Raw genomic sequence first — 19,147 nt, forward strand, 5'->3', positions numbered from 1 at the left:
CGTGCCCACTTCCCGCGCCTGCCTCGCCCTGCTGCTGACGCTCGCCGGCCCCGCGCTGGCCGCGCTCCAGCCGATCGACGAGCTGCCCCTGCGCGCGGCGGGCGAAGGGCTGTGGACGCTGGCGGCCGGCACCTACGCCGGCCACTTCCTCATCGACCGGCCAATGCACCTGCGCTGCGAGGACGGCGCCACCTTCGACGGCCAGGGCCAGGGCAGCACCCTCACCGTGCGCAGCGCCGAGGTCACCCTCGAAGGCTGCCGGGTGCGCAACTGGGGCCGCAACCTGACCGACATGGACTCGGCGATCTTCGTCGAGAAACGCGCCCGCGGCGTGATCCTGCGCGGCAACCGGCTGCAGGGCCCGGGTTTCGGCATCTGGCTCGACGCCAGCGAAGACGCCCAGGTGCTGGACAACCGCGTCGAGGGCGATGTGCAGCTGCGCTCCCAGGACCGCGGCAACGGCATCCACCTCTACGCGGTGCGCAACGCCCTGGTGCGCGGCAACCGGGTGCGCCACACCCGCGACGGCATCTACATCGACACCGCCAACGGCAGCGCCATCGAGCACAACCGCCTGGAAGACCTGCGCTACGGCGTGCACTACATGTTCACCAACGACAGCCGGGTGATCGGCAACCTGACCCGCCGCACCCGCACCGGCTACGCGCTGATGCAGAGCCGCAAGCTCAGCGTGATCGGCAACCGCTCGGTGGACGACGAGAACTACGGCATCCTGATGAACTACATCACCTATTCGACCCTCGCAGGCAACCGCGTCGAGGGCGTGCGCAGCGGCAGCGGCGTGACTGGCGAAGGCATGATCGCCGGCGCCGAGGGCAAGGCCCTGTTCATCTACAACTCGCTGTACAACCGCATCGAGGGCAACCGCCTGGCCGGCAGCGCCCTGGGCATCCACCTGACCGCGGGCTCGGAGGAAAACCGCATCGCCGGCAACGCCTTCGTCGGCAACCGCCAGCAGGTGCTCTACGTGGCCAACCGCACCCAGGAATGGTCGGTCGACGGCCGCGGCAACTACTGGAGCGACTACCTGGGCTGGGACCGCGACGACGACGGCCTGGGCGATGTCTTCTACGAGCCCAACGACAACGTCGACCGCCTGCTGTGGCTGTACCCGCAGGTGCGCCTGCTGCTTGCCAGCCCCTCCATCGAACTGCTGCGCTGGGTGCAGCGCGCCTTCCCGGTGACGCGCTCGCCGGGGGTGCGCGACAGCCATCCGCTGATGCGCGAACCACAAGCGGAGGCGCGCCCATGAAGCTGCTGGAAATCCAACGCGCCAGCCTGCGCTACGGCGCCTTCACCGCCCTGCACGGGCTCGACCTGGACCTGGCAGCCGGCGAAGTGCTCGGCCTGCTCGGCCACAACGGCGCCGGCAAGACCACCAGCATCAAGCTGATGCTCGGCCTGCTGCGCCCCGACTCAGGCAGCGTGCGGGTGTTCGGCCACGCCGCCGACGCCCCCGCGGTGCGCCGCCAGCTCGGTTTCCTCCCGGAGAACGTCACCTTCTACCCGCAGCTGACCGGCCGCGAGACCCTGCGCCACTTCGCCCGCCTCAAGGGCGCCGCGCCCGCCGAGGTGGACGCGCTGCTGGAACAGGTGGGCCTGGCCCAGGCCGCCGACCGGCGCCTGAAGACCTACTCCAAGGGCATGCGCCAGCGCCTCGGCCTGGCCCAGGCGATCCTCGGCCGGCCGCGCCTGCTGCTGCTCGACGAGCCCAGCGTGGGCCTCGACCCGGTGGCCACCGTCGAGCTCTACCGCCTGCTCGACCGCCTGCGCAACCAGGGCACCGGGGTCATCCTCTGCTCCCACGTGCTGCCCGGCGTCGAATCCCACATCGACCGCGCCGCCATCCTGGCCAACGGCCGCCTGCTGACCTGCGGCAGCCTGGCCGAGCTGCGCCGCGAGGCCGGGCTGCCGACGCGCATCCGTATCGCTGGCCCGCGCAGCGAACACTGGCTGGAGCATTGGCGCGCCAGCGGCTACGCCGTCCGCGCGCTGGACGGCGGGCGCATCGAACTGCTGGCCGCCGAGGAACGGCAGCGCCGGCTGCTGCAGGCGCTGCTGGAAGAACAGCCCCTGGGCCTGGAGGTGCTGCCGCCCTCGCTGGAGGACCTCTACCTCCACCACATGCAGGGCGCCGGGCGCGCCTGCGGAGAAACGCCATGAAGCCGGTCTGGCACATCGCCCGCAAGGAACTGGCCGACGGCCTGCGCAACCGCTGGCTGCTGGCGATCAGCCTGCTGTTCGCCCTGCTCGCCGTGGGCATCGCCTGGTTCGGCGCCGCCACCGCCGGGCAGGTGGGCTTCACCTCGATCCCGGCGACCATGGCCAGCCTCGCGAGCCTGGCCACCATCCTCATGCCGCTGATCGCCCTGCTGCTGGCCTACGACGCCATCGTCGGCGAGGAGGAAGGCGGCACCCTGCTGCTCCTGCTGGCCTACCCGCTGAGCCGTGGCCAGCTGCTGCTGGGCAAGTTCCTCGGCCACGGCCTGATCCTCGCCCTGGCCACCCTGCTCGGCTTCGCCGCCGCCGCCCTGTCCATCGCCGTGCTGGTGGAGGACATCCAGCTGCCCCAGCTGCTGTGGGCCTTCGCCCGCTTCATCCTGTCGTCCACCCTGCTCGGCTGGGCCTTCCTGGCCATGGCCTACGCCCTGAGCAGCCGCGTCGGCGAGAAGTCCACCGCCGCCGGCCTGGCGCTGGGCCTGTGGTTCTTCTTCGTGCTGCTGTTCGACCTCGCCCTGCTGGCCCTGCTGGTGCTGGGCAAGGGCCGCCTCAGCCCGGAGCTGCTGCCCTGGCTGCTGCTGCTCAACCCCACCGACATCTACCGCCTGATCAACCTCTCCGGGCTCGGCCCGGAAATCGACGGCGTACTGGTCCTGGGCCGCGACCTGCCGGTGCCCGGCGCCCTGCTCTGGCTGGCCCTGGCCGCCTGGACGCCGGCGGCGCTGGCCCTGGCCTACCGGCTGTTCCAACGCCGCCCGGCCTGATGCCTCACCCCAAGGAGCCCCCGATGCCGCTGCCCCGCCCGCCCCGCCTCTACCTCGCCGCCCTGCTCGGCCTGCTGCTCGCCGGCTGCGGCGACGGCCGCCAGGACGCCGCCGACCTCGCCCCGGTGCCCTTCCACAGCGGCGACGAATGCCACGTCTGCGGCATGCTCATCGACGGTTTCCCCGGGCCCAAGGGCGAGGCCGTGAGCGCCGGCAAGGTGCGCAAGTTCTGCTCCACCGCCGAACTGCTCGGCTGGTGGCTGCAGCCGGAGAACCGCCACGACGGCCAACGCCTGTACGTGCACGACATGGCCCGCAGCGACTGGAACCACCCCGACGACCGCCACCTGATCGACGCCACCGGCGCCTACTATGTGGTCGGCATCCAGCGCCCCGGGGCGATGGGCGCCACCCTCGCCTCCTTCGCCAGCCAGGCCGACGCCGAGCGCCTGGCCAAGGCCGAAGGCGGCCGCGTGCTGCGCTTCGCCGAGATCGACCAGGCGGTGCTGCAGGGCGTGGGCGGCGACCACCCGCACCAGGCGCACTAGCCCGCCGGCTGGCCGTAGGCCTCCAGGAGGGCGGCGAAGGGCGCCGGCGCCAGCGGCGGGCTGATCAGGTAGCCCTGGATCTCGTCGCAGCGGTGCTGGCGCAGGAAATCCAGCTGCTCCTGGCGCTCCACGCCCTCGGCCACCACCTTCAGCTCCAGGCTGTGGACCATGGCGATGATGGCGCGGGTGATGGCGGCGTCCTCGCCCTGGGCGGACAGGTCGCGGATGAAGGTCTGGTCGATCTTCACGTAGTCCACCGGGAAGCGCTTGAGGTAGCTGAGCGAGGAATAGCCGGTGCCGAAGTCGTCGATGGCCAGCTTCACGCCCATCTCGCGCAGCTGGCGGAAGGTGGCGATGACGCTCTCGACGTTCTCCAGCAGCTGGCTCTCGGTGATCTCCAGCTCCAGCAGCCGCGGCGCCAGGCCCGTCTCGTCGAGCACGGTGCGCACCAGGCTGGCCAGGTTGCCCTGGCGCAGCTGGTGCACCGAGAGGTTCACCGACACCCGCAGGTCGGCCAGCCCCCGGGCCTGCCAGGCACGCGCCTGGCGGCAGGCGCGGCGCAGCACGAACTCGCCGATGGCGCCGATCAGCCCGGTTTCCTCGGCCAGCGGGATGAACTCGCTAGGCGGCACCATGCCCAGCTGCGGATGGCGCCAGCGCACCAGGGCCTCGGCGCTGTCCAGGCGGCCGTTGGCCAGGTTCAGCTTGGGCTGGTAGTGCACCTCCAGCTGGCCGTCCTCGACGGCCTTGCGCAACTGCACTTCCAGCTGCAGGCGCTCCAGGGTGCAGGCCTGGAGGTTGTCGGTGAAGAACTGGAAGGTGTTGCCGCCCAGGTGCTTGGCGTGCTGCATGGCCATGTTCGCCTGGCTCATCAGCGCGGAAATCTCCCGGGCGTTCTCCGGCAACAGGCTGATGCCCAGGGAGGCGCTGAGCATCAGCTCCTGGCCGGCGACGCTCATCGGCATGCGCAGCCGCGTCAGCAGGCGGCTGGACAGGCGCGCCAGGGCCGAGAGGCTGGAATAGGAGTCCACCAGCACGGCGAATTCGTCGGCCGACAGCCGGGCGATGGTGTCCGCCTCCGGCACCGCCTGGGTCAGGCGCCGGGCGATCTGCCGCAGCAACTGGTCGCCGACCTCGTGGCCGAGGCTGTCGTTGAGCAGCTTGAAGCGGTCCAGGTCGATCAGCAGCAGGGCCAGGCTGCGCCCGCTGTGCCGCGCGCGCTGGCCGGCGTCGTGCAGGCGCTGCTTGAACAGGCCGCGGTTGGCCAGGCCGGTGAGCTCGTCGTAGTGCGACAGGTAGCGCAGGCGTTCCTCGGCGTCGCGGCGCGCCGTGAGGTCGGCGAAGAAGCCCACCACGTGGGACGGCTGGCCGCGGTTGTCGCGCACCATGTTCAACTGCAGCCACTGCGGGTACGGCTCGCCGTTCTTGCGCGTCTCCAGCAGCTCGCCCTGCCAGCTGCCGACGCGCTCCAGCTCCTCGCGGATCAGCAGGTACTGGCGGCGGGTCTCGGGGTTGCCGGAGAGGTTCGCGGCGACCTCGCCGATCACCTCTTCCGGGCGGTGTCCGGTGACGCGGCTGAAAGCCTGGTTGACCGCCAGCAGGCGGTAGTCGGCATCGAGGATGACGATACCCTCGCTGGCCGCCTCGAACACGGTGGCGGCCAGGCGTTGTTCTTCCTCGCGGCGCTTGCGCGCGCTGACGTCGCAGCGGGTGCCGAGCATCCGCGTGACCTTGCCGCGGGCGTCGCGGGCCATCACCCGGCCGCGGTCCTCCACCCACACCCAGTGGCCGTCGGCGTGGCGCACGCGGTATTCGACGCGGTAGCCGTCGGTGCGCCCCCGCAGGTGGTCGGCCAGGGCCCGGCGCAGCAGCGGCACGTCGTCCGGGTGCAGCAGCGGGCGCAGGTCGGCGCGCATGCTGCGCACCGCGTCCTGGTCGAGGCCGAAGATTTCCCGCAGGCGCGAGTGGTGCACCTCGTCGGTACGCAGGTTCCAGTCCCACAGCCCCAGCTCGCTGGCCTCCAGGGCCATGGCCAGGCGCGCCTGGCTGTTGCTCAGCTCGACGCTGCCGGCCTCGACCCGCGCCTGCAGCTGGTCGCGGGCCTCGCGCAGGGCGCGTTCGGCGCTGCGACGCTGCTCGACCTCGCGGGCCAGCTCCTGGTTGAGACTTTCCGCGCGGCCCTTGGCCTGCTCCAGGTGGGCCACCAGGGCGAGGGTCTGGAAGCGCCGCAGCAGGCTGCCCTGGACCAGCCGGTTGACCTGCCAGGCCACCACCAGCAGGGCCGACAGCAGGATCGAGCCGAGCAGGCCCCAGCCCTGCTGCAGGTTGCTGCCGTTGAGCAGCAGGTAGCCGATGGACGGCAGCAGGCAGGGCAAGGCGAAGGTCAGGAAGGCCGGCAGGCTCACCGCATAGGCGACGCTGGCGGAGAGGATGGCCGCGGCGATCAGGCCGAACACCAGGGCCTGCTGCAGGAAGGCATCCGGCGGCACCAGGGCGATGGCGGCGAAGGCCAGGGTCAGCCCCGAGGCGCCGGCGCCGAAGAGGAACGCCCGCTGCCAGTGCGCCTCGGCCTGGCGCGGCGGCTCGGCGTTGTGGAAGGCGGCGACCTGGATCAGCCGCATCACCGCCAGCAGCACCAGCCACACCAGCCAGCCGGCCAGCAGCAGGCCGTCCTGGCTGCGCCAGAGCAGGCCGGCGCAGGCCAGGCCGTTGAGCAGCATGAGCAGGGTCGGCACCCGCGAGCCCTGGTAGAGCAGGCGGGTGCGCTCGATGGCGAGTTCGTGGGCGTACTGCTGGCGGATCTCGGCATGGCTGAACGGCACTGCCGAGGTATCCAGGTATGCGGTCATAGGCGGCTTTTTCTTGTAGTGGTCGGCCTTGGCGTGGCCCGAGCATAACCGAGGCGGCAGGGTCGCCCAAGCTCGGCAAAGCGGCAATATGCCAGCAATTGGCTGAACTTTCGTCGGGCAGGTGCCGGACGGCGCTTCGGTTTGCCGGGCTTTCCCCGCCATCGGTAGAATGCCGCCCCATGAACGACGACCTCTCCCTCCTGCTCAACTCCCTCAACGACCCGCAGCGCCAGGCCGTGGCCGCGCCGCTGGGGCACCAGCGCGTGCTCGCCGGTGCCGGCTCGGGCAAGACCCGCGTGCTGGTGCACCGCATCGCCTGGCTGATCCAGGTGGAGCACGCCTCGCCCCACAGCATCCTGGCGGTGACCTTCACCAACAAGGCGGCGGCGGAGATGCGCGCGCGCATCGAGCAGTTGCTGGGCATCAACCCGGCGGGCATGTGGGTCGGCACCTTCCACGGCCTGGCCCACCGCCTGCTGCGCGCCCACTGGCGCGAGGCCGGGCTGCCCGAGGGCTTCCAGATCCTCGACAGCGACGACCAGCTGCGCCTGGTCAAGCGCGTGGTCCGCGAGCTGGGCCTGGACGAGCAGCGCTGGCCGCCGCGCCAGGCGCAGTGGTTCATCAACGCGCAGAAGGACGAGGGCAACCGCCCGCAGAACATCCAGGCCAGCGGCGACCTCTACCTGGCCACCATGGTCAGCGTCTACCAGGCCTACGAAGAGGCCTGCGCCCGCGCCGGCGTGGTCGACTTCGCCGAACTGCTGCTGCGCTCGCTGGACCTGTGGCGCAACGACCCCGGCCTGCTGGCGCACTACCAGCGGCGCTTCCGGCACATCCTGGTGGACGAGTTCCAGGACACCAACGCCGTGCAGTACGCCTGGCTGCGCCTGCTCGCCCGCGGCGGCGAGAGCCTGATGGTGGTGGGCGACGACGACCAGTCGATCTACGGCTGGCGCGGCGCCAAGATCGAGAACATCCAGCAGTTCGCCGACGACTTCACCGGCACCGAGGACATCCGCCTGGAGCAGAACTACCGCTCCACCGGCACCATCCTCAAGGCCGCCAACGCCCTGATCGCCAACAACCACGGGCGCCTGGGCAAGGAACTGTGGACCGACGGGGTGGATGGCGAGCCCATCACCCTCTACGCCGGCTTCAACGAGCACGACGAGGCCCGCTACATCGTCGAGACCATCGAGGACGCCCTGCGCAAGGACGGCCTGAAGCGCAGCGAGATCGCCATCCTCTACCGCTCAAACGCGCAATCCCGCGTACTGGAGGAAGCCCTGCTGCGGGAGAAGATCCCCTACCGCATCTACGGCGGCCAGCGCTTCTTCGAACGCGCCGAGATCAAGAACGCCCTGGCCTACCTGCGGCTGATCCGCCTGCGCGACGACGACGCCGCGCTGGAGCGGGTGGTCAACATCCCGCCGCGCGGCGTCGGCGAGAAGACCGTCGAGGCCATCCGCAACGCCGCGCGCCTGAACGGCACCTCCATGTGGCGCGCGATCAACGACGTGATCGCCGCCAAGGCCGTGACCGGCCGCGCCGCCAGCGCGCTCAACGGCTTCCTCGAGACCGTCGACCTGCTGGCCCAGCGGGTCGAGGGCATGCCGCTGCACCAGATGACCCAGACGGTCATCGAGCAGTCCGGGCTGATCAGCTACCACAAGGAAGAGAAGGGCGAGAAAGGCCAGGCCCGGGTGGAGAACCTGGAAGAACTGGTCAGCGCCGCCCGCGCCTTCGAGACCCCCGAGGACGAGGACATCCCGCCGCTGGTGGCCTTCCTCGACCACACCGCGCTGGAGGCCGGCGACACCCAGGCCGACGCCTTCGAGGACAGCGTGCAGCTGATGACCCTGCACAGCGCCAAGGGCCTGGAGTTCCCCCTGGTGTTCCTGGCCGGCATGGAAGAAGGCCTGTTCCCCCACAAGATGAGCCTGGAAGAGCCCGGCCGCCTGGAAGAGGAACGCCGCCTGGCCTACGTCGGCATCACCCGCGCCATGCAGCGCCTGGTGCTGACCTACGCCGAGACCCGCCGCCTGTACGGCAGCGAGACCTACAACAAGGTCTCGCGCTTCGTCCGCGAAATCCCGCCGAGCCTGATCCAGGAAGTGCGCCTGTCCAACTCGGTGAGCCGGCCGCTGTCCGGCAACCAGCGCAGCGGCAGCCTGTTCAGCGGCGCCGGCGTCCCCGAAACCCCCTTCGCCCTGGGCCAGACGGTACGCCACCCGCTGTTCGGCGAAGGCGTGATCCTCAACTTCGAAGGCTCCGGCGCCCAGGCCCGGGTGCAGGTGAACTTCGACAGCGAAGGCAGCAAGTGGCTGATGCTCGGCTATGCCAAGCTGGAGGCGGTGTAGGCCTCCAGCGCTCTCAGCGTTTGGGGCAGAGCGTCGACTGCATGTCCGCCAGGCTGTAGCCCTCCTGTTGCGGCAACAGGAACTTGCCGACCAGTAGCGGCCGGCCGATGCGCCCGGCGAAGCGCGCCCCGCCCTTGCCGTCGCTGCCGACATAGGTCGGATTGGCCAGTGGCGCGGCGCTGCCGGGCCGGCTGAGCAACTGTTCGCTGTGCATCACCGCCTTGCCGTTGAGGTACAGGGTGAAGCGGCTGGCGCCCGGGCCCGGGAAGGGGAATCCGGAGGGCGGGTTGATGGTGAAGCTGGCCACCAGCGTGTTGCACGAGCGCTCCAGCGCCAGCGGCTCGCTGTCGACCTGCACCTGCCCATGGCGCATGTGCAGGCGCCCCTGCTCCAGCCACAGACGCCACACACCGTCCTGCTCGACCAGCACCTGGCGCTCGTCGCCCGGCGCCTTGCCCAGCCCCAAGCCTAGCGAATAGGAGTCGAACACCGGTGCACGCTGGAAGTCGCGGCCGCTCAGGTAACCCGCACCAGCAGCGGTCGGCGGGTGCCAGTCCAGCGGCACCGGACGCACGCGTCGCTCCCAGTCGCGGATGCGCGCCGAAGCCTGCCCCGCGGTGAACGCCGGCATGCCGCTCTGGACTAGCGGCCCCTGGCCGACCGGCCCGCTGACCGGGGCATTCAGCACCTTGCCGTAGATGTCGCGGTAGAACAGGCCCTGGCCGGGAACGTGGCCGGCGTAGATCATGCCGAACTGCATCAGGTCGGCGCCCCAGTACAGGTCCTTGAACGGCGGCAAGGGACGTTCCTTGGCCAGCGGCGCCGAGAGGTCGCGACCGGTGAGGCCGGCGACCGGGTGTCCCCCGGCCATGCCCACCAGGGTCGGGTAGATGTCGGTGATGTGGGTCACCGAGTCGATGTCCCGGTCGTTGTGGTGGCCTGGCCAGAAGATCATCAACGGCGTGCGCACGCCGCCTTCGAGGTAGGTCGCCTTGGTCCCGGAGAGCGGGTAGTTGCTGTCCCGGTTATGGTTGGGGCTGCCATTGTCGCTGCTGAACACCACGATGGTGCGCTCGGCCTGGCCGCTTTCCCGCAGCGCGTCGAGCACCCGTCCGACGTTGTGGTCGAGCTGTTCGAGCAGGGCCAGATAGTTGCCCTCGGGAGTGTCCGGCCAGCGCTTGCGGAAACTCTCGGACGGCTGGATCGGCGTATGCGGGGCCAACAGCCACAAGTTGATGAACCAGGGCTTCTGTTCCGTGGCGCCGGCGCGGATCAGCTCCACCGCGCGGTCGGTGAGCAGATCGTCGAGGTGCCCCTGGACCTGCCGCGGCGCCTCGTCGTTGCGCTGCAGCCAGGGGTTGATGTAGGTCGGTCGACGCGCCACCAGGCGGCCCTGGGCATCGGGCCCTTGCAGGACGAAGTGGTTGAGCATTCCGTACCAGTCGTCGAAGCCCTGGTGGTTGGGACGGATTTGCGGGTATTCGAGCGCCTCGCCCAGGTGCCACTTGCCCAGGTGGTGGGTGCTGTAGCCCAGCCACGCCAATGCCTTGGGCAGCGTCACCAGATCCGGCGACAGGCCCAGGCCGTCGGGCTCGAAGCCGATGCTCACCGGGGCCCGGCCGGTGATCAACGCGGCCCGGCTCACCGAACAGGTGCTGTCGGTGTAGTGCTGGCGGAAGCGGATCGACTGGCGGCTGAGCTGGTCGATGGTGGGCGTGCGGGCCTTGCCGTCGCCCCAGGAGCCAATGTCGTTCACCCCCAGGTCATCGGAGAGGATGAACAGGATGTTGGGCCGCTGCGACAATTCGGCAGCATTGCCCTGCAACGAACCGAACAGCAGAATGGAGCCCACCAGCAGGACCCGGGCCAGCAGCGCCGGAGCCGACTGCCGAAGATGACGGAACATGAGCAGGATTCCTGAACAATGATAAAGAGTCTCTTCCGAACGCACGGGGAGCCGAAAAGCACTCCCTGCGAGAACGGCCTTCTACTGGACTATGCCGGCCTGGAACAACGGGTCGCCGAGCAGGCGCCACGCTACCAGTCCAACAGTCCCTTTGCGCACATCGTCATCGACGACTTTCTCCCGGCCTCCACCATTTCCCGCCTTCTCGCCGAATACCCCGCCGACCAGCAGAGCCCGATCTGGAACGACGCCTCGCACCGTGACAAGAGCAGTGGCGAATACGTCCAGCAGCTCAAGCGCAACGTCCGTGACGTGCTGCGCATGCCCCCCAGCTACCGCCAACTGTTCTGGGAACTGAACTCCCAGCCCTTCCTCGCCTACCTGGCGCAGCTCACCGGCATCGGCAACCTGATTCCCGACCCCAACCTGCGCGGCGCCGGCATCCACCAGATCGCCCGCGGCGGCTTCCTCAAGGTGCACACCGACTTCTGCACCCACCGCGACTTCGGCCTCGACCGGCGCCTGAACGTGCTCATCTACCTCAACGACGACTGGCAGGCAGCCTACGGCGGCGAGCTGGAGCTCTGGGACGCGCAGATGCAGGGACCGCCGACCCGCGTCCTGCCGATCCTCAACCGCTGCGTGGTGTTCAGCACCACCGATACCTCCCTGCACGGCCACCCCCGCCCCCTCACCTGTCCCGAGGGCGTCTACCGCCGTTCCCTGGCCCTGTACTACTACACCAACGGCCGGCCGGAAGGCGAAGCCACACCGGGCTTCGCCACCCACTGGCGCGACACCCCGGACGGCTACTGAAGCAACGCGCCGGCGCTGCCTCGCGGTTCCGCCGGGGCAGTGCCGGCGTAGCGCCGCTTCAGGCGCAGGAACGGCCGCTCCAGCAGGTAGAACGACAGGCTGGCCAGCAGCAGTGTCAGCAGCGAACCCGGGCCCAGGATGGTCCAGGGCGAAGCGCCGCCGTCGCGCATGAACACGTAGATCGGGAAATGCCACAGGTAGAGCCCGTAGGAAATCCGCCCCAGCCAGGTCAGGCCAGGCAGGCTGAGCAGGCGCTCGACCCAGCCGCCGCGGTTGCAGAGCACGTTGAGCACCAGGCACGCCGCGCTGAGCTCGACCCCAGCCAGCATCCAGTAGTACAGGCGCATGTCCACCCAGTAATGCGCCCGGCTGGCGACCCCCGCCAGGTACAGCACCGCCACTACCGCCAGCACGCCGAGCAGGCGCCCGGCCCAGGGCCGGCGTAGCGCCTGCAGCAGCCCGAAGCTCTCGGCCAGGCCCAGGGCACAACCGACCATCAGCGCATCCAGGCGGGTGTCCAGGCCGTTGTACAAGCGATCCGCCTCCGCGCCCTGCCAGGCCAGCAGCACACGCCAGCCCCAGGACGCCAGCGCCAGGCCCAGGGCCACCAGCACCAGCCGGCGCGCACCGCCGAGGTAGCGCAGCAGCCCCAGCAGAAGCAGCGGCCAGAACAGGTAGAACTGCTCCTCCATCGCCAGCGACCAGGTATGCCCCAGCCCTTCCACCGGATTCAGCGAAAAGGCCCGCGCCCAGTTGCTGGTGTAGCTGGCCGCCAGCGCCACGCTTTGCAGGTAGCGTTCGAGCACCTTGCCGTCGAAATTCCACAGGCAGTAGCCGAGGAACACCAGCAGCAACAGGCTGAACGCCGGCAATAGGCGCAGGCAGCGGCGCAGGTAGAAGCGGCGCAGGCTGATGCCGCCGCTGTCGCGGTACTCCTCGACCAGCAGCAGGCTGATCAGGAAACCGCTCAGCACGAAGAACAGGTCCACCCCGATCATGCCGCCGGTCAGGGCGGCGGGCCAGGCGTGGAACACCATCACCGTCAGCACGGCGCAACCACGCAACCCGTCCAGGCCCGGCATGTGGGCCGGGCGCGGAGCTGTGTGGCGATCAGTGATATTCATCGGCGCAGAACCCGCGCCGGCCCAAGGCCGGCAATCCAGCGCCCCGTACCTGCCGCAGGCAGGGAAACATCAGCGGCAATAGGTCTGCACACGAGGCTCACCGAACACGTAGCCATCGAACAGCTTGCGGCCCGCTGTTAGCGAGTAAGTGTCGAGTACCGTTCGGCCCAGCAGCGCCACCCCGGTCACCTTCTGCTCGCCATCCACGAAGAATACATAGCGGTAATGCTTGCCACCGGCGCTTCCCAGCTTGCCCTGGACCTGCGAGGCCTGGTGAGCGGCGTCTACCTGCCTGGCGTCCAGTTGCTCCACCGGGCAGGGCGTGGCCTGAAGCCCTGCGATGGGCTGGCCGATGCTGTTGGCCGGGAAGGCGGAGGCCGCGCTGAAGATGGAGACCCCGGCCTGGCGCGCATTGCCGAAGTAGCGACGCATTTCGTCGGCGCTGGCGAACGGGAACAGCCGCGCCGGCGCCTGCGGGTCATCGATCCCCATCTGCAGCCCCAGGGCCAGCACGGCCTTGGCGTGAGGAGCCAGGGAAATCGGATCCGGATCGTGGAAGTACAGGGCGCGCTGCTGTTGCCCGGTCAACAGCGCGGCAACCAGCAGGAACAGCACCCGGGCCGCGGCCTGTGCCTTGAAACGCAGTTGCCAACGCGCCACCACCAGGATCAGCAAGGCGCTCCACATGCTCAGCGCCGGCGTGGTGTAGCGGCTGGAGGCCGCCAGTTCGATGTTGAACAGCGAACGGCCGAAGGCAGTGGCGCCCGCGGTACAGAAGATGAACAGCACGTAGGCCAGCAGCCCCAGGGCGAACGGCGAACGTCGCAACGGCGACACCAGCAGGTAGAGGCTCAGCAGCACCGCGCCGAGCCCGGCGGCGACGGCCACCTGGATGTTGCCGAAGACCCAGTAGAAGGGATTGCCCAGGTAGGCCAGCGCATAGGCGATGACCTTGAACGGATGATTAACCAGCAGGCTGGGGCCGAACTTGCGTCCGGGCGTTTCCTCGTAGCCGAAGAAAAACAGCCCGATCGCCAGGGCCGCGACTACAACGACCAGCGCCGTACGGCGCCAGGAGCGCGTGGTGATGGCGGTGAGCAGGACCAGGATCGGCAGGGCGAAGATGCCATTGGCCATCGAGAAGGCGCTGCAGAACCCCAGGACCAGGCTGGCCAGCGCCCAGCCGGCGTTGCCGCCATGCTCGACGCTGCGCCCATGGGCGTAGAAGCACAACAGAGGGAACAGGTAGACCAGGTAGAACTGGCTCTGGAACTCCCAGGTGATGTTCTGCCACTGCATCCACGCCAGGCTGGTCATGCTCAGGCAGGCCAGCAGCAGCATCCGAACGTCCGGGCTGGCCGTGCCGAGGATGCGCAGGGCATAGCGGTACAGCGTCCAGCATATCGCCAGCATCAGCGCTATGTTCAGCGGAATGAGCAGCAGATTGCGGCCGCCGAAGTAGTGCATGTCCAGCCAGAAGAAGATCTTCGAGAAGAAGATTCTGTGGTCGTAATGCTGGTGCCACCAGGCCCAGGGATCGGTGAGCGACCTCAGGTAGAAGTTGACGATGCCTTCCCAGCTGTCGCTGAGGGGCACCGGCGAATAGTTCAGCCAGGCGCCGTAGACTGTCGAGGCGAGGAACCACAGCGCGGCCAGGACCGCCAGCCAATGGAACACGCGGGAAGTCACTCTGTTCGCAGATTGCACCGTGTCATCCGTTTTCTTGTTGTACAGACTGCCGATCAAAGCAGGGTCCTCCGGCCGACGGGCCGTCTTGGAGTCAGAAGGTCTCAAGGCACTTGGCCGAAGCGAATTCGCCGGCCCCGACGAGAAACGCCTGGAACAGGCTCGGCGGACGCCGCTCGAGGGTCAGCCAGGGCAGGTTGTCTATCACGCCCAACCCAACCACGCGCCCGCTGTCGTCGCCCAGCGCCAGGTAATCGAAGCGGCGCGCCTGCGCCTCGGGCAGCGTGCCGCTGACCCGCAGGATCCCGCCGCTGGCGCTGCTCCACGCCTCTGCGCGCGCGTCCCGCACCTCGCAGGGCCGGCCTGGCAGTTGCCCGATATCGCGTCCGAGCAACGCCGCCAGAGCAGAAAGATCCGAATGCGGATCGTCGAAAATGGAAATCCTGGCGGCACGGGCACGCTGGAATTGTTCCCGCGCCTCACCGGCGCCGAGCTGGCCCAAGGGCTTCTCGCTTTCGCCCAACTGATAAGACAACAGTGCGGCCTGCCGGGCCTTGTCGGGCACTGCCCAGTAGTCGATACGCAGCGTATTGAACTGACCCGCTAGCAGCACCAGGAACACCGCGAGAAAAGCCAGTGCCGGTACCCAGCGCGACAAGCGCCAGGCATCCGGCAACAAGCGCAGCGACAACAGCAGCAATGCCGCCCACATGAGCAACGCCGGGGTGGTATAGCGGCTGACCAGGGCCGTGTCGTAACCCATGAAGCTACGCCCCAGGCTGGTCAAGCCGGCGCTGATCACCACGTAACCGACGAAGCCCAGCAGTGCCAGGCAGAAGGGGTCGCGGCGGCTGCGCAGGCAATTCACCAGCAAGGCCGCAAACAGCGCCAGGCCCAGGTAGCCCATCGTCATTGCGAGGGGCACCTTGCCGTCCACAGCCACTGCCGGGGCCCCACCGAGGTAACAAGCCATGTAGTTGACGAAGGGCAGCGTATGCTCGACCAGGATCCGCAGGCCCAGATCGGTGGCAGGCCCTTTCACGTAGTCGGAGAAATACAGCCCCCACACCAATACAGCGGTGAGCAGACAGATGGCGAAGCGCCGGCCGGGCCCCCAGCGCAACAGGCTGAAGACGGCCATCACCGGCAGGCAGAACAACCCGCTGATCATGCTGAAGGTAGCCAGGACGCCCAGGGCGAGAGCCCCCCAGAAAGCCCTCCAGCCCTGCTCGGCGCGCGCCAGCCAGTAAAGCGCCAGCAACGGCAGTGCGAAGGCAGCGATGAACTGGTTCTGGAAAGGTGATGCGGCGTTATCGTGCTGCAGCCATGAGAAGCACATCAACGCCAAGGTGCAGTACAGCAACCAGCGTCCCTGCACCGAGTATCCGGGGAACAGCCGGCGCGAAAAGGCCACCAGCGTCGCCCAGGCCAGCCCCAGCAGCAGGAAATTCAGCACAACCAGAATGACGGCGCGGCCGGCGAAGTAACGCAGGTCCAGCCAGAAGAACAGCTTGGAAAGAAGAATCCGGTGCTCGTTATGCTGGCGCCACCAGGCCTGGAAGGACTCCGAGTCCAGGTAGAAGCCTATGTAGCCGGTCCAGGAGTCCAGGTAGGGGATGGGCGAATAGTGCACCCAGGCGAAATAGGCCAATGACAGCAGGAACGCCAAGGCAGCAGTTCCCGCCAGCAGGCAAGAAACGCCCAGCAGAGGCAGGGCCCGCTCGCGATTATCCGGCAGCATGGCGGCTGCATCAGCGCGCATCCGTTGCGCCCTCCATCGCCACCGGCTTGCTGGCGAAGACCGGCAGGCGGGCCTTCAGGTTGAGGAATGGCCGCTCGATGCAGCGGTAGCAGGCGAAGGACAGCAGCCAGATGAGCGGCAGGCTCCCCACCAGGGCCAGCCAGTGCAGTGGCTGCAAGGGCGTGGCCATTTGCTGGGTGGCCAGGCGTACCCAGTACAGCAGGTAGAACTGCACGGGGACATGCACCAGGTAGAGGGAGTAGGAGATCTTGCCGATATGCTCCAGCAACGGGTTGAGCAACAGCGACCTGACGCCGCCGCGCAGATGCAGGCTGCACAGCAGCAGGCAGCCCCAGAGCAGGGCCTCCAGGTTGTGATACATGGGCAGGCGGTCCACGGCCGGGCGCTGCCCGACTTCACCGTACCAGGCCAGCAACGCCAGCAATGCTGCCAGCGCCACGCTGCCGACGAGCCCGGCCACGCCGCGGCGCCCGAACCATCGCACCGACCATCCGCTGTTGTACAGCCAGGCGAAGAACGCCCCCGCGAGGAAGGCGCCCCCTCGGCCGAACAACGAGTCAGCGATGCTCCAGTGCCCGGGAGCCGCCAGCCACTGCCGATCGCTGAGCAGATACAGGTGCGCCGCGGCCCAGGCCAGCAAGGCCAGAGCCACCACCCAGCGACCCAGCCGCCAGCGCAGCAGCAGCATGGTCCAGGGCAGCAGCAGATAGAACTGGATCTCGGTGCACAGCGACCACCAGGGCACGCTGAAGGGAAACAGGCCGAAGCCGACCGGGATGAAGAACAGCGCCTTCAGGGCATCCGCGCTACCAGTGAAGAGCCAGGCGACCAGGATAGCCAAGTAGTACAGCGGCAGGATACGCAAGGCGCGCGCCCAGTAGAAACGCCGGATGTCGATGTCCCGGCGCTGCCGCAGCGCTTCCAGGAACGGCAGGCTGAGCAGGAAGCCGCTGAGCACGAAGAACAGCGTGACACCGGTATTGCCGGCGGCGATTATCTTCATCCACGCCGGCGCCGCAGCGCCCAGGCCGTGATCGCCACGGTCGCCGAAAAGGATGCCGAAATAGTGGAAGCCGATGACCAGCAGGACCGCCCAACCGCGTAGCGACTCCAGTTCCGGCAGGTAGTGCGCAGGCCGGCGCAGCCCCTCAATGGTCTGCGACATGGCCCCGGGCCTGCAGCGATTCGCGCTTGATCTGCTCGTCGGCGAAGGGATCGCGCCCATCGTTGGCGAAGCGCTGGAAGCGCTTCTGCGCCCATTCGGCGGACAGCTCCAGGAAGCGCGTCGCCGGCCACTTGAACTGCCCCAGCAGCAAGGGTTCCAGGGTCGGGGAATGGTAGGGCTGGCCACGAATCGCCAGGTACTCCTCCTGCTGGCGCTGGAGGATCTGTTCGCGGCGGCCGGATTCGGAGGTGGTCACTCCACCATGCAACTGATGGAAGGAACCCTCCCCGGCCAGCACCACCAGCTGGGTAGCGGGAAGCATCGCCAGGCGCCGGTAGATGTCCAGGTTCAGCATGCCGCCGCCGGGGCACTGGAAGCGCTCGTCGGCCTGGCCGATCTCGCGGAAGCATTCGGCGCTCGCGAACAGGCAGTTGCACTCCATGAACGGCTGCAAGGCCCCACGCGCGTTGCCGGGGCTCCAGCAGGCGATGTCGAACAGGCCATAGCCGTTGCGCGGCCAGTCCACCGACTGCAGCAGGTTTATCTCGCTGGCTTCCGAATAGCCGTTGGTCAGGTGGAACTGCTGGTCGTGCTCGCCCAGGTGGAAGCCCGGCACCGCCACCAGCGCCTGCTCGCTCATGCGGAAGGCCATCAGGGCATGCTTGATCACCCCCGGGGTGACCATGCGTGCCCCGTCGATCAGCAGCCCGATATAGCGCCCCCGGGCCTGGGCGAAGGCGAAATTGATCGCCGCCGCCGGCGATACCCCCGGCTCGTCCCGCAGGAAGTAGCGGAAGTCGCCCGGCAACTCCGCGATGGCCTGGGCATCCAGGGTGCGCGCGGAGCGGTTCTCCACCACTATCACTTCGTAGTCGGCGGCATCGGCATCCTGCTGGTAGTCGCTGGCCAGGCTGCGCAAGGTGTTCAGCGCCTGGCGCTGCATGTCGTAGGCGATGACGATGATCGATAGCAGGGGCTGGCGTTGCTCGCTCATTGCGGCCGTACCTGGGTCAGCGAATGTTCGAGGAAACGCAGCACGTGCGGGTGCGGCGAACCCAGCAGGATCGGCCGCACGCTCGGCGGCGAACGGTCGTCGCCGCGAATCTCGCGGTCCTGGTCGTCTAGTTGCTTGTAGACCCGCTCGCGCTCTTCCCTCAGGGTGCCGGTGGTCACGCCGCCGTGGAACTGGTGGAAGGAGCCTTCGCTGTAGAGCAGGTAGAAAGGCGTATCTGGCATCTCGAGGAGGCGCTTGTACAGGTCGAGGTTGGCGTTGCCGCCGCCGAAGTCGTTGTAGCGCGGGTTCACCCCGCCGAGCTGGCGCCACTTGCGCCGCGACATGGCGATGAAGTTGCTCTCGTAGTTGGCCTGGAAGAAGCCGCCCCGGCATGAACCGCTGAGTACGGCGATGTCGAACAGCCGATAGCCGTTCTCCGGCCAGTTGATCTGCCGCAGCAGGCCCGCCTCGACCTCCTCGTTGTAGCCCTCGTTCACCGCCACCTGCTGCAGCTTGTGGCCGATGTGGTAGCCAGGAGCGGAGACTGCCGCATGGGGCTCCAGGCGGAAGGCATCGAGAGCGCCCTTGATCACTCCTGGGGTCACCATGCGCGCGCCGTCGATCATGATCGCCATGTGGCTGCCGCGGGCCACCGAGGCACCGAAGTTGATCGCATGCACAGGCGTGCGTTCGGTCTCCTGGCGGTGGTAGTAGCGGACGTTGCCGCCCTGCGCCAGGGCCCGTGTGGCCCCTAGCAGGCGGTCCGAGTGGTTCTCCACCACTATGACTTCGTAGTCGCTCTCGCGAACGCCGCGCTGATAGCGCACGCTCAGCGAATGCAGGGTCCGTTCGGCCTGGTCGGGCATCTTGTAGACGATCAGGACGATCGACAGCTTGGGTCTGCGCAGCAATGACAGCATGGGAACTCCGGC

The 19,147-nt window shown here is 68.4% G+C and carries 14 protein-coding genes; 6 read left to right on the plus strand and 8 right to left on the minus strand.

The window, feature by feature from the left end; translation table 11 throughout:
* Positions 1-28: 28 nt before the first annotated feature.
* Genes PKO50_RS29705 through PKO50_RS29720 form a run of 4 tightly spaced genes read left to right on the plus strand, consistent with a single transcriptional unit; the run spans position 29 to position 3,553 of the window.
* Positions 29-1,273 carry a nitrous oxide reductase family maturation protein NosD gene (locus PKO50_RS29705; RefSeq protein WP_275630546.1) on the plus strand — a complete coding sequence of 415 codons (1,245 nt, stop codon included), beginning with the start codon at positions 29-31 and terminating at the stop codon, positions 1,271-1,273.
* Positions 1,270-2,184, plus strand: coding sequence for an ABC transporter ATP-binding protein (locus tag PKO50_RS29710; protein ID WP_275628019.1), 915 nt, complete (start codon positions 1,270-1,272; stop codon positions 2,182-2,184). Before PKO50_RS29705 ends, PKO50_RS29710 begins: the two co-directional genes overlap by 4 nt.
* On the plus strand, positions 2,181-3,005 hold the full coding sequence (locus PKO50_RS29715) for an ABC transporter permease subunit (protein ID WP_109933908.1): 825 nt from the start codon (positions 2,181-2,183) through the stop codon (positions 3,003-3,005). The genes PKO50_RS29710 and PKO50_RS29715 overlap by 4 nt, the downstream gene beginning before the upstream one ends.
* A 23-nt stretch (positions 3,006-3,028) precedes the next feature.
* Complete coding sequence (locus tag PKO50_RS29720; protein WP_275628020.1) at positions 3,029-3,553, plus strand: nitrous oxide reductase accessory protein NosL; 525 nt, start codon at positions 3,029-3,031, stop codon at positions 3,551-3,553.
* Here PKO50_RS29720 and PKO50_RS29725 read toward each other — a convergent pair.
* Entirely contained in the window at positions 3,550-6,402 is a 2,853-nt protein-coding gene (locus tag PKO50_RS29725) for an EAL domain-containing protein (RefSeq protein WP_275628021.1), read from the minus strand. The genes PKO50_RS29720 and PKO50_RS29725 overlap by 4 nt on opposite strands.
* 179 nt (positions 6,403-6,581) lie before the next feature.
* Between PKO50_RS29725 and uvrD the strand changes: the two genes are divergently transcribed.
* The gene (gene uvrD, locus PKO50_RS29730) at positions 6,582-8,762 is read left to right on the plus strand and encodes a DNA helicase II (RefSeq protein ID WP_275628022.1); all 2,181 of its coding nucleotides are present in this window, start codon (positions 6,582-6,584) and stop codon (positions 8,760-8,762) included.
* A gap of 13 nt (positions 8,763-8,775) precedes the next feature.
* Here uvrD and PKO50_RS29735 read toward each other — a convergent pair whose 3' ends face one another.
* On the minus strand, positions 8,776-10,668 hold the full coding sequence (locus PKO50_RS29735) for a sulfatase-like hydrolase/transferase (RefSeq protein ID WP_275628023.1): 1,893 nt from the start codon (positions 10,666-10,668) through the stop codon (positions 8,776-8,778).
* 18 nt (positions 10,669-10,686) lie between these two features.
* Between PKO50_RS29735 and PKO50_RS29740 the strand changes: the two genes are divergently transcribed.
* The gene (locus PKO50_RS29740) at positions 10,687-11,484 is read left to right on the plus strand and encodes a 2OG-Fe(II) oxygenase (protein ID WP_109935006.1); all 798 of its coding nucleotides are present in this window, start codon (positions 10,687-10,689) and stop codon (positions 11,482-11,484) included.
* Here PKO50_RS29740 and PKO50_RS29745 read toward each other — a convergent pair.
* From PKO50_RS29745 to PKO50_RS29770, 6 genes are all read right to left on the minus strand, one after another.
* On the minus strand, positions 11,478-12,608 hold the full coding sequence (locus PKO50_RS29745; protein ID WP_109935007.1) for an acyltransferase: 1,131 nt from the start codon (positions 12,606-12,608) through the stop codon (positions 11,478-11,480). The genes PKO50_RS29740 and PKO50_RS29745 overlap by 7 nt on opposite strands.
* Positions 12,609-12,677: 69 nt before the next feature.
* A complete protein-coding gene (locus PKO50_RS29750) occupies positions 12,678-14,285 on the minus strand; it encodes a hypothetical protein (protein ID WP_275628024.1) in 1,608 nt (535 codons plus the stop codon).
* Between the two features lie 103 nt (positions 14,286-14,388).
* The gene (locus tag PKO50_RS29755; RefSeq protein WP_275628025.1) at positions 14,389-16,056 is read right to left on the minus strand and encodes a hypothetical protein; all 1,668 of its coding nucleotides are present in this window, start codon (positions 16,054-16,056) and stop codon (positions 14,389-14,391) included.
* Positions 16,046-17,221 (minus strand): acyltransferase, encoded by a 1,176-nt coding sequence (locus PKO50_RS29760; protein ID WP_275628026.1) that lies wholly within the window; start codon positions 17,219-17,221, stop codon positions 16,046-16,048. Before PKO50_RS29760 ends, PKO50_RS29755 begins: the two co-directional genes overlap by 11 nt.
* Positions 17,205-18,215 carry a glycosyltransferase family A protein gene (locus PKO50_RS29765; RefSeq protein WP_275628027.1) on the minus strand — a complete coding sequence of 337 codons (1,011 nt, stop codon included), beginning with the start codon at positions 18,213-18,215 and terminating at the stop codon, positions 17,205-17,207. The genes PKO50_RS29760 and PKO50_RS29765 overlap by 17 nt, the downstream gene beginning before the upstream one ends.
* Positions 18,212-19,135: a glycosyltransferase gene (locus tag PKO50_RS29770; protein ID WP_275628028.1), complete on the minus strand. Its 924-nt coding sequence runs from the start codon at positions 19,133-19,135 to the stop codon at positions 18,212-18,214. The genes PKO50_RS29765 and PKO50_RS29770 overlap by 4 nt, the downstream gene beginning before the upstream one ends.
* Between the last annotated feature and the right edge of the window lie 12 nt (positions 19,136-19,147).

The sequence above is a fragment of the Pseudomonas sp. 273 genome, from assembly GCF_029201425.1.
Taxonomy (GTDB): Bacteria; Pseudomonadota; Gammaproteobacteria; order Pseudomonadales; family Pseudomonadaceae; genus Pseudomonas; species Pseudomonas delhiensis.

Bases quoted from the DNA above. Each gene is read 5' to 3' on its own strand.
- uvrD (WP_275628022.1), top strand. From the start codon at position 6,582: ATGAACGACGACCTCTCCCTCCTGCTCAACTCCCTCAACGACCCGCAG.
- PKO50_RS29745 (WP_109935007.1), bottom strand. From the start codon at position 12,608: ATGAATATCACTGATCGCCACACAGCTCCGCGCCCGGCCCACATGCCG.
- PKO50_RS29715 (WP_109933908.1), top strand. From the start codon at position 2,181: ATGAAGCCGGTCTGGCACATCGCCCGCAAGGAACTGGCCGACGGCCTG.
- PKO50_RS29765 (WP_275628027.1), bottom strand. From the start codon at position 18,215: ATGAGCGAGCAACGCCAGCCCCTGCTATCGATCATCGTCATCGCCTAC.
- PKO50_RS29755 (WP_275628025.1), bottom strand. From the start codon at position 16,056: ATGCGCGCTGATGCAGCCGCCATGCTGCCGGATAATCGCGAGCGGGCC.
- PKO50_RS29760 (WP_275628026.1), bottom strand. From the start codon at position 17,221: ATGTCGCAGACCATTGAGGGGCTGCGCCGGCCTGCGCACTACCTGCCG.
- PKO50_RS29770 (WP_275628028.1), bottom strand. From the start codon at position 19,135: ATGCTGTCATTGCTGCGCAGACCCAAGCTGTCGATCGTCCTGATCGTC.
- PKO50_RS29725 (WP_275628021.1), bottom strand. From the start codon at position 6,402: ATGACCGCATACCTGGATACCTCGGCAGTGCCGTTCAGCCATGCCGAG.
- PKO50_RS29740 (WP_109935006.1), top strand. From the start codon at position 10,687: ATGATAAAGAGTCTCTTCCGAACGCACGGGGAGCCGAAAAGCACTCCC.
- PKO50_RS29710 (WP_275628019.1), top strand. From the start codon at position 1,270: ATGAAGCTGCTGGAAATCCAACGCGCCAGCCTGCGCTACGGCGCCTTC.
- PKO50_RS29735 (WP_275628023.1), bottom strand. From the start codon at position 10,668: ATGTTCCGTCATCTTCGGCAGTCGGCTCCGGCGCTGCTGGCCCGGGTC.
- PKO50_RS29720 (WP_275628020.1), top strand. From the start codon at position 3,029: ATGCCGCTGCCCCGCCCGCCCCGCCTCTACCTCGCCGCCCTGCTCGGC.